The organism is Shewanella sp. FJAT-52076 (assembly GCF_019457455.1).
Classification (GTDB): domain Bacteria; phylum Pseudomonadota; class Gammaproteobacteria; order Enterobacterales; family Shewanellaceae; genus Shewanella; species Shewanella zhangzhouensis.
In genome coordinates this window covers 3,760,217-3,774,126 of record NZ_CP080415.1, presented here as the reverse complement: position 1 = coordinate 3,774,126, position 13,910 = coordinate 3,760,217, and the positions used below count along the sequence as shown (strand labels likewise).

The 13,910-nt window shown below is 55.5% G+C and carries 13 protein-coding genes; 2 read left to right on the top strand and 11 right to left on the bottom strand.

All coding sequences use genetic code 11. From position 1 onward, the window contains the following. Nucleotide 1 precedes the first annotated feature (1 nt). Together K0H79_RS16720 and K0H79_RS16715 are read left to right on the top strand one after the other, a co-directional pair. On the top strand, nt 2–919 hold the full coding sequence (locus K0H79_RS16720; protein WP_220076558.1) for an exopolyphosphatase: 918 nt from the start codon (nt 2–4) through the stop codon (nt 917–919). Between the two features lie 215 nt (nt 920–1,134). Next, the gene (locus K0H79_RS16715) at nt 1,135–4,140 is read left to right on the top strand and encodes a TonB-dependent receptor (RefSeq protein ID WP_220076557.1); all 3,006 of its coding nucleotides are present in this window, start codon (nt 1,135–1,137) and stop codon (nt 4,138–4,140) included. Between the two features lie 71 nt (nt 4,141–4,211). Here K0H79_RS16715 and K0H79_RS16710 read toward each other — a convergent pair whose 3' ends face one another. From K0H79_RS16710 to ubiE, 11 genes are all read right to left on the bottom strand, one after another. Beyond that, a complete protein-coding gene (locus tag K0H79_RS16710; RefSeq protein WP_220076556.1) occupies nt 4,212–4,748 on the bottom strand; it encodes a thioredoxin family protein in 537 nt (178 codons plus the stop codon). Between the two features lie 172 nt (nt 4,749–4,920). Beyond that, the gene (gene hemB / locus K0H79_RS16705) at nt 4,921–5,931 is read right to left on the bottom strand and encodes a porphobilinogen synthase (RefSeq protein ID WP_011761318.1); all 1,011 of its coding nucleotides are present in this window, start codon (nt 5,929–5,931) and stop codon (nt 4,921–4,923) included. Between the two features lie 14 nt (nt 5,932–5,945). Continuing rightward, the gene (locus K0H79_RS16700; RefSeq protein ID WP_220076555.1) at nt 5,946–7,820 is read right to left on the bottom strand and encodes a diguanylate cyclase; all 1,875 of its coding nucleotides are present in this window, start codon (nt 7,818–7,820) and stop codon (nt 5,946–5,948) included. Next, on the bottom strand, nt 7,813–8,622 hold the full coding sequence (locus K0H79_RS16695; protein ID WP_220076554.1) for a TatD family hydrolase: 810 nt from the start codon (nt 8,620–8,622) through the stop codon (nt 7,813–7,815). Before K0H79_RS16695 ends, K0H79_RS16700 begins: the two co-directional genes overlap by 8 nt. 8 nt (nt 8,623–8,630) lie before the next feature. Then, complete coding sequence (locus tag K0H79_RS16690; protein WP_220076553.1) at nt 8,631–9,170, bottom strand: hypothetical protein; 540 nt, start codon at nt 9,168–9,170, stop codon at nt 8,631–8,633. A 94-nt stretch (nt 9,171–9,264) separates the two neighbouring features. Beyond that, nucleotides 9,265–10,017 (bottom strand): twin-arginine translocase subunit TatC, encoded by a 753-nt coding sequence (gene tatC / locus K0H79_RS16685; RefSeq protein WP_220065785.1) that lies wholly within the window; start codon nt 10,015–10,017, stop codon nt 9,265–9,267. A 3-nt stretch (nt 10,018–10,020) separates the two neighbouring features. Further along, a complete protein-coding gene (gene tatB / locus K0H79_RS16680) occupies nt 10,021–10,398 on the bottom strand; it encodes a Sec-independent protein translocase protein TatB (protein WP_220065784.1) in 378 nt (125 codons plus the stop codon). A 6-nt stretch (nt 10,399–10,404) separates the two neighbouring features. Beyond that, nucleotides 10,405–10,638 (bottom strand): Sec-independent protein translocase subunit TatA, encoded by a 234-nt coding sequence (gene tatA / locus K0H79_RS16675; RefSeq protein WP_203325089.1) that lies wholly within the window; start codon nt 10,636–10,638, stop codon nt 10,405–10,407. 62 nt (nt 10,639–10,700) lie between these two features. Next, the gene (gene ubiB, locus K0H79_RS16670) at nt 10,701–12,350 is read right to left on the bottom strand and encodes a ubiquinone biosynthesis regulatory protein kinase UbiB (protein WP_220076552.1); all 1,650 of its coding nucleotides are present in this window, start codon (nt 12,348–12,350) and stop codon (nt 10,701–10,703) included. After that, entirely contained in the window at nt 12,347–12,964 is a 618-nt protein-coding gene (locus tag K0H79_RS16665) for an SCP2 domain-containing protein (RefSeq protein ID WP_220065782.1), read from the bottom strand. The genes ubiB and K0H79_RS16665 overlap by 4 nt, the downstream gene beginning before the upstream one ends. Next, the gene (gene ubiE, locus K0H79_RS16660) at nt 12,964–13,719 is read right to left on the bottom strand and encodes a bifunctional demethylmenaquinone methyltransferase/2-methoxy-6-polyprenyl-1,4-benzoquinol methylase UbiE (RefSeq protein WP_011761309.1); all 756 of its coding nucleotides are present in this window, start codon (nt 13,717–13,719) and stop codon (nt 12,964–12,966) included. Before ubiE ends, K0H79_RS16665 begins: the two co-directional genes overlap by 1 nt. Nucleotides 13,720–13,910 lie beyond the last annotated feature (191 nt).

Below are 13,910 nucleotides of genomic sequence, written 5' to 3'. Positions count from 1 at the left end.
GATGCAGACAGCCGCATACGCCGCAATCACCCTGGGTTCCAACAGTTTTAATATGTTGGTGGCCACCACAGTGGCCGGAAAGCCCAGGGTTGAAGCCAAATACAAACGCAAGGTGCGTCTTGCCGAAGGGATCGGCTGTGATGGCATGCTCAGTGAGAGCGTGATGCAGCGGGGTCTGGATTGTCTTGCCATGTTTGCTGAGATGCTGGCCAAACACCGTATTCCCGCCGAGCAGGTGTCCGTGGTGGCAACCGCCACCCTGCGTGCCATTACCAACGCCGACGAGTTCAAGTCCCGCGCTCTGCCCATTTTGGGTGTACCCATTGAAGTTATCTGCGGTATGCGAGAGGCCGAGCTTATCTATCGCGGCATGGTCGCCACCACAGTGGGCGATGGCCGCCGTCTGGTTATCGACATCGGCGGTGCCAGTACCGAGTTTATCGTGGGCGACGGCGATAAGCTCTTGTTCAAGACCAGTCTGCCCATGGGCTGTGTGACCTTTAAAAAGCAGTTTTTCACTGATTTACCGCTGCAGGAACGTGACTTTGACGACGCCGAGGCCGAGGTGCACCGCATTCTGGGCCCCGCCGAAGCCGAGCTTAAACGCCTTGGCTGGCACACAGTAGTAGGTGCCTCCGGCACTGTGCAGTCAGTGATTGAGTTACTGGGGCACAGGGGCGAGTCGCAGCTCATTACCCTGGCCGTGCTGGAAGGGCTCAAGCGGGAAATACTGCTCCATGAAGATGCCAGTCTCAGGGACATCCATGGTCTCTGCCCTGAGAGAGCCCCAACCTTTGCCGCAGGAATTGCCATCTTGCTGGCCTTGTTCCGATTGCTGGGGCTCGAAAACCTGGCCTTGTCCGGCGGCGCCCTGCGAGAGGGTGTGCTATTGGAACTCTCACAAAAACTCCTCGATTAAAACGCCGCTTTGCGGCGTTTTTTCTTTCTGCTCCTGCTGATTCCACATGCCAATTTGTCGATAGGTATCGTTTTTGATTATTAGTATAGAATAAAATAGATTGTATACATTATGTAAATGGTGTTAAGGTTTTTCCCGTTTTCGGTCAGAAAATGCCCGTAAGAAGGAGTGGGGCCGAAAGCTTTTTCAGGCAAGGGAAGAAGGAAATCTTAACCATGAATCAAACACATAACCTGGCCCTCAAGGGGGCCTTTTCTGCCCGTAAGACCCTGGCCGCCGCAGCAGTAGGCGCGGCCTTGATGCTGTCAGCACCTGCCATGGCGGTGGATGGCTCCAGTATCGTTAAGGGCCAGGTCGTCAGCGCCGAAGGGGCTGGCCTTGGCGGCGCGACCATCACCTTAAGACACAAAACCAAAGGGCTGGTATACACAGTATCGACCAACGAAAAGGGCGAGTACCTGCTGCGTAACGTGCCGGTGGGCGAGTACGACATCGCAATCCACAAAGACGGCTACAGCGACTCCAAAGAATCCGGCGTACGGGTGGAAGTGGGTCAGGCGCTGATCCTCGACGGTCAGCTGTATGGCGCAGGCGACTCTTCCATGGAGCGTCTGGCAGTCACCGGCAGTATGATCCGCCGGGTGGATATGGCGTCTTCCACCTCGGGTGTCACCTTCACCCAAGAAGACTTGAACCAGATGCCGGTGAACTCGGGCTTTGAGAGCATTGCCCTGTTGGCACCGGGTACAGCGGCGCCAGGTGGCTCGTCGTTCCGTGGTGCTTCAAGCTTCGGCGGTGCTTCATCTGCGGAAAATGGCTACTACTTCAATGGGATGAATGTTACCAGCATCCGCACCGGCTTGGGTTCCATCAATCTGCCCTGGGAAGCCATCAGTCAGACCCAGGTAATGACAGGTGGTGTCAGCCCCGAGTTTGGCGGCGCCATGGGCGGTATTGTCAACGCCGTGTCCAAGTCCGGCGACAACGAATTCAAGTTCGGTACCCAGGTACGTTGGGAGCCCGACAGCCTGCGCGCCAATCACGACCCGATTTTCGACAGCGCCGGTAATATCTCCTCCAACACCATGCAAAACAGCTACGACTTCCGCGAGCTGCAACTGTGGGCGAGCGGCGCCATCGTGCAGGACAAGCTGTTCTACTACGGTTTGTTCAATCCCCGCCGTGATGACAGCGACTGGGCAGGGCAGACAACGGCAGGCCACATGGAGCGTGAAGAAGACCGCTGGTTTGCCAAACTTGACTGGTATATCTCAGAAGACCACTCCATTGGCCTGTCGGCCATGAGCAACGAGCGCACCTGGGATACCGGCACCTTTGCCTACGACTGGCACACCAACGAGGTGGGCGAACAGATTGGTGAAACCGCGCCCGGCCGTGATGGCGGCAAGGTATACAGCCTGAACTATAACGGTTACTTCACCGACAGCTTCTCGGTGTCGGCCGTGGTGGGCCGTACCTCTGAGAATATCGACAACGTGGTGGCCTCAACCAACCCGTCGGTATACGACTATCGCACCAGCACTACCCTCAGCCAGCACACCAACTCATCGGTGTCTGAGCAGGAGTTTATCCGCGATCAGGCGCGGGTGGACTTTAACTGGGATCTGGACAATCACTCTCTGCAGTTTGGCGTGGATTATACCCGGGTGCTGGTGGACTACACCTCGGCCCAGAATGGTATTGATGATGCCCAGGGCTGGTGGGGTGTGAAGACTGCCGGTAACAACAGTGTATCCGGCGCCGCGCCGGGGGAAGACTATATCGAGCGTCGTGTCCGTACCCGTTACACAGACTCTGAAATCACCTCTCTGGCGTTTTATGCCAATGACTCCTGGCAGGTGACTGACCAGCTGGTGCTGAACCTCGGTCTGCGTTACAGCGGCTTTGAAAACACGGTATCCGATGGCCGTGCCTACGTGTCCATCGACAACCAGATTGCGCCGCGTCTTCAGGCCATTTACGACCTGCACGGTGACGGCAGCGCCAAGGTGTACGCCACCTATGGTCGTTACTTCCAGCCGGTATCGGCCAATATGAACATTACCCAGGGCTCGTCCTCCATCGAGTGGTTTGAGTACTTCGCCCTGGATCAGGTGGATGGCAGCGGCGCCCCTGTGCTCTTGCCTGACGGCTCGCCAAGCCGTGGCGATATGCTGCGTGACCGCTACTGGCGTCAGCGCGGTATCACAGAGCCCGGCCTGATTGCCTCAAGCAGCTTAAAGCCGATGTACAGCGATGAGTTTACCCTCGGCTATCAGCAGGAGCTGTTCGATACCATGAGCGGCGGCGTGCGCTTTATCTACCGCGACCTTGGCCGCAGCGTGGAAGACACAGACGTGGGCCCAGTGCTGGCGAAGAAGCTGGCCGAGCTCGGCATTGCCGACAACGTGGGCCAGGGCTCTTACTACGTGCTCAATAACCCCGGTGAAGACATCACCATGTCCTACGACTTCGATGGCGATGGACAGGTGGACAATGTCACTCTCACCAAGGATGAGCTGCAACTGCCCGAGGCCAAGCGCCGCTATCTGGCGGTGGAGCTGACCTTGGATGGCCGCGTGAATGACGACCTGACCATCAACAGCTCATACACCTGGTCACACAGCTATGGCAATACCGAAGGCCTGGTGAAGACCGACAACGATCAGGCCGATCCGGGTTGGACCACCTCCTACGACTATGCCGATCTGATGGACCATGGTTATGGCAATCTGCCAAACGATCACCGTCATGCGTTTAAGGTAAGTGGTGCCTACAACATTACCGATAATCTGGTGCTGGGTCTGGTGGCGCGCACCACCTCGGGCCGGCCGCAGAGCTACTTCTCCCAGCATCCAGAGGGCGTAGACAGCTGCGCCGCTGGCAGCCCATGGGAAGACTGTATCAGCCGTTACTACGACCATGTGTCGCACTACGATGAAAACGGTAATCCATCACCCCGCGGCAGCGCCGGTAATCTGCCCTGGGTGACCAATGTGGATCTGTCGCTGACCTACAACACAGAGCTGTTTGGCGGTGACCTGATGCTTAAGGGCACAGTGTACAACCTGCTCAATGCCGACAGCGCCACCTCGGTGTGGGAAGAGCGGACCCGCTACGCCGATACCGCCTCGGGTCTGGAGCTGAATCCGGACTATGGCATGGTGACCGGTCGTCAGGAAGCGCGCTACATGTCGCTGATTGCCCGTTACGAGTTCTGATAGCCCTTCAAGGCTTTGGAACCCTGGACATGAAAAAGGCCGGCAATTGCCGGCCTTTTTGTGTTTGAGGCTTACTTCAGAATGTTCGCCAGGTCTTTTTCCAGCGATTCGGTGGGGCGCTCGACGATGCGGCCGATTTCCTCTCCTTTTTGCAGCACGATAAAGGTGGGGATGCGCTTGAAATCATACCTGGTGGCCAGGCCCTCAGGGTCGGCCTTGGCGCGGTCAACGCCAATGTAGGTGACCTTGATATTGGGGTTGTTCACTTCTTCCATAATGCGGATAAAGCGCGGCGTTTCACGGTGGCAATCGGGGCACCAGGTGCCGATGATCACCACGATTTCGGTGGCTTCGGTTTCTGCTTTGATGGGGTCAAGGGCGGTGGTATCCACCTCGTAGGTTTTATAACCTTCAGTAAACTCGGGTAATTCAGTCACGAGGCGCTGTGCCTCAACGATGCCGGTCAGGAGCACTTCCTGCTTCTCCTCGCTACAGGTGGCAAATACGCCACCTGACTTGTTCTCAAAACCACAACCTGAGTCCGCCAGCAGTGGCGCAGTAAAAAACAGGGCTGTGGTGGCCAATAAAGCTTTGACGTTATTGTGCATCATGTTTCCTCACAAGCGAAGGGGGCAGCACCTTGGCCGCGCATTATGGGGCTATCCAATCATGGCTGAGAGTGGAATGAAAGTTTACCGATGTCAGGTTTTGGGCTGGATCACCTTTTGCGCCGAAAACAAAAAAGCCACCCGCTGGGTGGCTTTGGCCTGAGACAAGTGCTTACTTCTGCTCGTTAAGCCACTGGGCGGCACGCTTGGCAAAGTAAGTCAGAATGCCATCGGCACCGGCGCGCTTAAAGCAAAGCAGTGACTCCATCACTATGGCTTTTTCGGCCAGCCAGCCGTTTTGAATGGCCGCCATGTGCATGGCGTACTCACCGCTGACCTGATAGGCGAAAGTGGGCACGGCCAGTTCGGTTTTCACCCTGTGCACTATATCCAGATAGGGCATGCCGGGCTTCACCATCACCATATCGGCACCTTCCTGGATGTCCAGCGCCACTTCATGGAGGGCTTCATCGCTGTTGGCCGGGTCCATCTGGTAGCTGTGTTTGTTGCCACCCTTGAGGTTACCCGCAGAGCCGACGGCGTCACGGAAGGGGCCATAGTAGTTTGACGAATACTTGGCCGAGTAGGCCATGATTTGGGTATTCACATGGCCAGCAGCTTCCAGCGCATTGCGGATAGCACCAATGCGGCCGTCCATCATGTCTGATGGCGCCACAATGTCGGCACCGGCTTCGGCATGGGACAGGGCCTGCTTCACCAGAATGTCGGTGGTGATATCGTTGACGATATAGCCTGTGTCATCGATGATGCCGTCCTGACCGTGGGTAGTGAAAGGGTCCAGGGCCACGTCGGTCATCACACCCAGCTGGGGAAACTCACGCTTGAGGGCACGCACGGCGCGCTGCGCCAAACCATCGGGGTTGTAGGCTTCTTCCGCCAGCAGGGTTTTCTTTTCCGCCGGCGTCACGGGGAAGAGGGCAATCAGCGGAATACCCAGTTTGACCAGTTCTTCAGCTTCTTTGAGCAGCAGATCGATACTGTAGCGCTCGATGCCGGGCATGGAGGCCACTTGCTCTGTGCGGTGGTTACCTTCGAGCACAAACATGGGATAAATCAGGTCGTTGACCGTCAAGGTATTTTCGGCCATCAGGCGACGGCTGAACTCGTGTTTGCGCATACGGCGCATTCTGCGTTGTGGGAAGGCACTGGTGATGATGTTCACTATCGTCTCCTGGGCTATGAATGGGGAACGGGCATGTCCTGAAAAAGGCCCACCCTGTTGCGGCCGTCGTTTTTGGCCTGATAGAGCGCCTTGTCCGCCTGCTCAAGCAGCTGCAGCGGATGCTCGTCACTCTCAATAATACTGCTGCTGACACCTATGCTCACGGTCAGCGGGATCTTCAATTGCTCCCACTCGATGATAAGCGCTTCTACCGCTTCGCGGATATGCTCGGCGACGGCCATAGCGCCTTCGGCATCGGTGGATGGCAGTATGATAGCAAACTCCTCGCCCCCAAAACGTGACACGAGATCCGTTGGGCGCCTTAGCTGCGCACTCAGAGTATCGGCGATGGTTTTCAGGGTGTGGTCACCGGCGAGGTGGCCATATTTGTCATTGATATTCTTGAAATGATCTATGTCCAACATCAGCAGCGCCATGGGAGTTTGCTGACGACGGCTAATGCGTCCTTCGGCTTGTAAGCGCTTATTGAATGCCGCGCGGTTTTTCACACCGGTGAGGCTGTCGATGGTGGTTTGTTCGGTGAGTTTTTGGTTCACCTCGTTAAGCTCACGCAGGGCGATTTCCAGCTCCAGGGTGCGCTCCTGCACCATCTCTTCCAGGCGCTCGTTGGACTCGGCTTCGGCCTTGAGGGCTTCTTCCCGCGCCTCGCGGATACGCTTGGCCTGTTCGAGTGCTTCCTGTTGAATACGGTGTTTGGCTTTGCGCTCGTCACTGTAGCGAATGGCCAGCACCAGCGACATAAACACAATTTCAAAGGTGACGCCCGCCATGGCCGGGCTGAGTGGTTCCAGTGAGGTTTCGATGGCACCAAGGTAAATCAGGCTGGTGACAATCACGCTGGCCAGAAACACTATCCAACCCAGGAAATAGAGGCGGGCGAGTTTTTGTCCCCGCATGGCCTGCACCAGGGCGAAGGCGAGCAGTACCACGGCAATACCCAGCAGGGCAACCAGGTCGCAATACATCGCGAGGCTATAGCTGACAAAGGGTGATAGCAGTGCCAAAAACAGACTGAAGGCGGCGCTGAAACGGCAAATGCGCAGCATTCTGATGTTCAGGTATTTAAGTTGCAGCACCTTTTCGGCAAACATCAGCGCAAAACACATCACCAGGGGCAGCAGGAAGGGGATAACCCAGGCTTGCATGGCAGGCAACTGTGGCCAAAGGTAGCGGAATGCGACGCCTTGCAAGGAGGCAACCAGAAGGGTCATGGACAGCACGTAGGCGGCGTAATAGCTGTAGCTGAAGGAGCCAGAGGCCAGTGCCACGAATAAACTGAACAGACCGATGGCGGTCAGGATGCCAAGCTGGAATCCCTGGAGCAGATTGCGGCTTTCGAGCATCTGGCTCAGATGGCCGGGCGTCATGAGTGTCAGGGGGACATGGCTGCTACCTTCGGTATCGACTCTAAGCAGCAGGGTGTGATGTTCCCATGGCCTCAGCTGCACTGGATAAAGGAATTGGGTGCTCTGCAGCAGGCGTTCATTAAAAGGCAGACTGTCACCAAAATGGTGTTCGGCCATCAGGTTGCCATTGACCAGATGATAGAGTCGCAAGTTATCCAGAAGCGGGTTATTGATACTGAGCACCCGGCTGCCCGGATGGGTTCTGACATCAATGTCTATCCTGAACCAGCGATTCTGCGCCCCCAAGCCATGGGTGCCCTGCTTGGGAAGTTGGTGCCAGCGTGGGTCATTCTGGGGCGGAAGTTCTCGGTAATCAATAAGTTCGCTGGCCTGAAACTCGCTCACCCATGGGGTGAGGTCTATCACTTCACTCGACTCTTCGGTGTATACCAAAGCAGGGGCGCCGGCCTGTGCCAGCAGACTATATCCCAGGGCGAGTAACAGCAGCAGGAGTCTACCCATGGGCGCTGTCCAAACCAAAGAATGTCAGGCTGTTGTGGTATACCTGCCGGGCAAAGTCGTCCGGCTCCTCCCCTCGAAGACGGGCTATCTCGTTGGCGATATAGGGTAAGTATTGCGGCAGATTTTTACCTGACTTGGGCTTGGGCCGCATGGACCTTGGCAGCAGATAGGGGCTGTCGGTCTCAATCAGCAGGCGTTCTATGGGAATATCTTTCACCAGCGCGGCCAATTCCTGACCGCGGCGCTCATCACAAACCCAGCCTGTGATACCCAGGTGCAGTCCAAGGTCTATGTAGGCTTCCATCTGCTCGGCCGTGCCGGTAAAGCAGTGCAGCAGGGCGCCGCCGAGCTTGCTGCGATGCTCCCTCACAATGGCGATAAAGTCATCGTGGGCATCGCGCTCGTGCATTAAGACCGGCTTTCCCAATTCACAGGCCAGTGCCAGCTGAGCCGCAAAGGCTTCCCGCTGTTTGGGGCGGGGAGAAAAATCGCGGTTATAGTCGAGGCCACACTCACCCACGGCGACTATGGCGCTGTCACCGCACAGACGGCGCTGCAGTGCCGGGCTGTGCTGATGCCAGCTGGAAGCATGATGGGGATGTACCCCGGCGGTGCCATACAGCTTGCCGGGGAAACGCTGACAGGCGGCCAAAACCGCCTCGCTTTCTTCGAGGCTACTGCCAATGACGATAAGTGGCGACACACCGGCGGCATCGGCGCCGGCGATTACCGCCTCAATATCGGATTCGAGGGCACTGCCAATCAGGTTAACGGCAATGTCCAGGTAACGGGGCTTAGTCACTAAAATGGTTACTTAAGGCGCTTTACCCTGATGGTCGTATTGCGGCTATCGAGACCCAGATAGAATGCACCCAGGGCACCTTTTTCGATATAAACACTCTCGCCGCTTTTCAGCTTGAACTTGCGGCCGTCGGTTTGTTTCCACACCTGGCCGTTGGTAAAGCTTATCTTGAGGTTGTTGTAGGCGTCTGTGTCCACCGCGGAAATCACCAACTCAATGCGCTCTGGCTCTGCTTCGGTCTTTTTCACCTTACCGAAACTTTCTTCCACGGTTGGCGCGGCTTGAGATACAGGGGCAACAGGTGCAGCGCTCACAGGAGCGGGGGCGACAGGTACAGGGGCGGCCACGGCTGCAACAGGTGCCGCGGCCTGGGGCTGGGCAACTGTGGCGGCTACGGGCTGATTGGCAACGCTTGCGGCCAGTTTGTCGTAACAGATAAGACGGTCGAGTTTATCCTGAACCGCAGCACACTGGGCCAGACCTTGTTCAACAGAAGCGGATGCAGAGAGAGAAGTCAGGCCGAGGGCCAATAGCCATAAGCTGCGCATAAGTTTTCCTTGTATTTCTACCTTGGCATTAATAACAAAATCGGCCTAACCCAGACGGGACAGGCCGATAAAACACGGTCACAAGCCACTGGTTTCAGTCGGCGTGTGTTTGTTCTTCTTGTTCGTCTTCGCTCTTTTTACTGTAAAAGCGGGCAGCAAGCAATCCGCCTTCAAACAGCAACAGCATGGGAACGGCCAGCATGGTCTGAGAAATCACGTCAGGCGGCGTCAGCAACATCCCGATAATAAAGGCTGAAACCACAATATAGGGTCGTTTTGCCTTGAGGTCTTCCACACTGGTCACCCCTGCCCAGCACAGCAGTACTACGGCGATGGGAATTTCAAACGACAAGCCAAAGGCAAAAAAGAGTTTCAGAATAAAATTCAGGTAACTGCTGATGTCGGTTGCCACCGTCACCCCTTCGGGCGCCACGCTGGTAAAGAAGCCGAACACCACGGGGAATACCACGAAGTACGCAAAGGCAATCCCCAGATAAAACAGCAAGGTACTGCTTACGAGCAGGGGGACAACCAGACGTTTTTCATGCTTGTACAGCCCCGGAGCCACAAATGACCAGATTTGATAAAGCACGTAGGGCACGGCAATGAAAAATGACAGCACCATGGTCAGCTTGAAGGGCGCAAAGAAGGGCGCGGCCACGTCTGTGGCAATCATGCTGGAGCTTTCTGGCAGTGCCTGCATCAGGGGGATGGCCATATAGTGGTAAATATCGTTGGCCCAGTAGACCAAACCGACAAACACCAGCATGACACCGGCAATACACTTGAGCAGTATGGTGCGCAGCTCAAGCAGGTGGCTGATCAGAGGTTGTTGATGTGACGACATGAATTACCCGTTGGCTTTAGGGGGCTCGACGCCTGGATCTTTGGTCGTTTCGGTCGCTGCCGGTGTTTCTGGAGTTGGCTCGCTGACCTGATAGGGGCGGTTAACCTCCTGTGCGGCCTGCTTGAGCTGGTCAATGGATTCCTGCAGCTCTGGCGACAGATTGGAAAGCCCCTTGCTTTCGGCCTTTTTCAGATCGGCATGTAACTGCTCAATCTTCAATTCCTGTTCCAGTTCGTCTTTAACTGAGTTGGCCATGCGTTTCATGGCCCGGATCCAGCCGGACACGGTACGCACTGCAACAGGTAATCTCTCCGGCCCAAGCACCACCAAACCTATGATGGCGATGAGCAGAAGCTCCATAAAGCCGATACCGTCAAACATAAGGAATTACGCCTGTTCTTTTTTGTCGGCCTCAGGCTTCTTTTCAGTTGCCTGTTGTGTGGTTTGAGCAGAGGCTTCTTTATCTTCCAATGCCTTTTTTTCTTCATCAGACATGGCGTTTTTGAATCCCTTGATAGCGCCACCGAGGTCGCCACCCAGAGAACGCAACTTCTTGGTGCCAAACAGCAGAACCACGATAAGTGCGATGATGAGCAATTGCCAAATACTGATACCACCCATGAAGGATTCCTCTCTACAAAATTAAGTGATTCTATTATGAACCTGTGATTATTTAGTGCTAGCTAAAATTTGCGATTCTTTGGTCTGGATCGCCATCCGGCTCCCCAAACCAATGCGCCGGAACCAAGACAAGCTGATGCGAGCCACAGTGTATCTGTTTGGGCAAACAAAATAGTGCCACAGATCAACAAAACAGCAGAGGTGATAAGCAGGAAGTTACTCTTGTGCGCCTTTTGCTGATACTTGAGATACCTGTCGAGCATCTGTTGCTGACTGCCCAGAAGCTTGCGGCCAAGCTTGAGATTGTCATAAATAAGCTCCGGAAACTCCGGGAGTTTATCAGACCAGAAGGGCAAATTTGTTTGCACTTTTTTGAATATCGCTTTGGGTCCGACCTGTTCTGCCATCCAGCGCTCCAAAAAGGGCTTGGCAGTTTGCCACAAATCCAACTGGGGATAGAGCTGACGCCCCAGACCTTCGATATACAGCAGGGTTTTTTCCAGCAGCACCAGTTGTGGCTGCACCACGATATCGAAGCGCCTTGCGGTGCGAAACAGCTCCAGCAGCACATGGCCAAAGGAGATTTCATTCAGCGGCTTGTTGAACATGGGCTCGCACACCAGCTTCACGGCCTGCTCGAATGCCAGAATGTCGGTATCGGCCGATACCCAACCCGACTCCACGTACAACTGGGCGATGCGGTGGTAATCCCGGTTGAAAAAGGCGAGGAAGTTTTCCGCCAGATAGCGTTTATCTTCTTCATTCAGGCTGCCCATGATGCCGCAGTCCAGGCCTATGTAGAATGGATTTTCCGGGTGCTCGCGGCTGATAAAAATATTGCCGGGGTGCATGTCGGCATGGAAAAAGTTATCGCGGAACACCTGAGTGAAAAACAACTCCACCCCACGTTCTGCCAGCAATTTCAGGTTGGTGCCCTGGGCATTGAGAGCTTCGATGTCGGACACCGGGATGCCGTCGATGCGTTCCATCACCATCAATCTGGGATGGCACAGCTCTTCATACACATAGGGAATGTAGAGGGCGTCCGAGTCGAGAAAATTGTTTCTCAGCTTAATGGCGTTGAGGGCTTCGAGCTTAAGGTTCAGCTCGCCCAGAATGGTGTTCTGGTAGTCCTGCACCACCTCAACCGGCCGCAGACGATTGCCTTCGCCCAGCAAGCGATTGACCCAGGTAGCCACCTGCAGCATCAGCTCCAAATCGGCCTTGATATTGGCTTCCACATTGGGGCGCAGTACCTTGAGCACGACCTGCTGGCCATTGGACTTGAGGGTGGCGGTATGCACCTGAGAAATAGACGCCGACGCCAGTGGGATATCATCGAAATCATCGAACAGGCTGTCGATGGGAGCCTTAAGTTCGGCCTCAATGGCCTCGCGCGCCAGCGCAGAATCAAAGGCAGGTACCCTGTCCTGCAACATGGACAGCTCTTCGGCCCATTCGTCGCTCAGCAGATCGCGGCGGGTGGAGAGCATCTGGCCAAACTTGATGTATACGGGGCCGAGTTCCTGCATGGCGAGCTTGAGTCGCTCACCACCGCACTTGTCTTTGTGGCGATTACGTACCCAGAACAGGCACAGGCGCAGCAGTTTGAAATACCCGGGAAGCAGGGTGGGAGGCAGTACGTCATCCAGGCCATAGTGGAGCAGTGTGCGAATCACCTGATATCCACGGCGAAGACTGGCGAAGGTCATGGTGTGAGGCGGTCCCTTAACTGATTGACTCTGTGTTCCATGGCGTCAACCGCCTGAACCAGAGTGTCAATGTTGTCCTTGAGGTGAATAAAATCAATGCGATGAGGCGCGAGCTTATACTCTTCGGTAGACAGCTGGGCCAGATGGCTGAGGGTCTTGTGGCCTACCCGTTGCAGCTCCTGGCCCAGTTTGCGGCCACCGGATTGCAGCATGTGGGCTGGGCCATCGCCGATATAGCGCGACAGGGGTTCGCCCATATCAAACTGCTGCTCTTTGAGCAGACGACTGAAACCCTGAAGCACGTTCAAATCGCCGTCAATATCGAGACGATCGCTCTTGATAAGCAGGCTCAGACTTTCGCCCTGGCTCAGGGCATAGAGCGCCGATACAGAGGCTTTAACCGACACATCGGCCTCGGCCTCATCCCGGCTGAGCACGGTAACGCTGTCATCGAAAATCAGGTGCAGGGGGAAGGGCAGTTCAGCCAGGGTTATCGCGATACGTTTGCCATAGAGGCCGTATTGCCTGGGGCTGACACCGGTTTGCGCCAATAGTTTTTCAAAGCCGAGTTCCACGGCGCCGCAAAGGATTAGTGCCAGCTCCCGCTTTAACATCAGAACTTATAACCCCGGTGCAGTGCAACAACGCCGTCGGTCATGTTGATGTAGTCCACCTGCTCGAGGCCGGCGTCCTGCATCATGCCCTTGAGGGTGTCCTGATCCGGGTGCATACGGATGGATTCGGCCAGATACTCGTAGCTGCCAGCGTCCTGGGCAATGAACTCCCCCATTTTGGGCAGAATTTTGAAGCTGTAGAGGTCGTACAGTTTACGCATCACTTCGTGCTGGGGTTTGGAAAATTCCAGCACCAGCAGTTTACCGCCGGGCTTGAGTACCCGCTGCATGGAGCGCAGGGCGGCGTCCTTGTCGGTCACGTTACGCAGGCCAAAGGCAATGGTAATGATGTCGAAATGGTTGTCTGGAAACGGCAGCGCCTCGGCGTTGGCCTGCACATAGCTGACATTGCCCACCACACCCAGATCCCTGAGCTTGGCGCGGCCTACTTTCAGCATGGAGTCGTTGATGTCGGCCAGTACCACTTCGCCGCGGTCACCCACCAATCGGGAAAACTTGGCGGTCAGATCGCCAGTGCCGCCAGCCAGATCCAGTACCTTCATGCCGGGACGGGCGCCCGCCGTCTCGATGGTGAATCGCTTCCACAGGCGATGGATCCCGAAAGACATCACATCGTTCATGATGTCGTACTTGGCTGCAACCGAGTGAAATACACCGGCAACCAGATCCGCCTTTTTATCGGCTTCGACTGTCTTGAAACCAAAGTGAGTACTATTTGATGTGCCGTCGGACATCTGCTCTTTCCTATTGTTTCCCAAACTGTTAAACGCGAGTGTACGCCAAAGCAGCAGTTCAGCTGAATCCTTGAGCTACCAGCTTTGTGATCCAGTGCCTATCCAGTGGCCCACTGGATGTCAAGCTTGTGAGCCCGGTAGGGTTTTGACATACGCGCAATGACTGCGCATTAGACCACAATATGCGAATT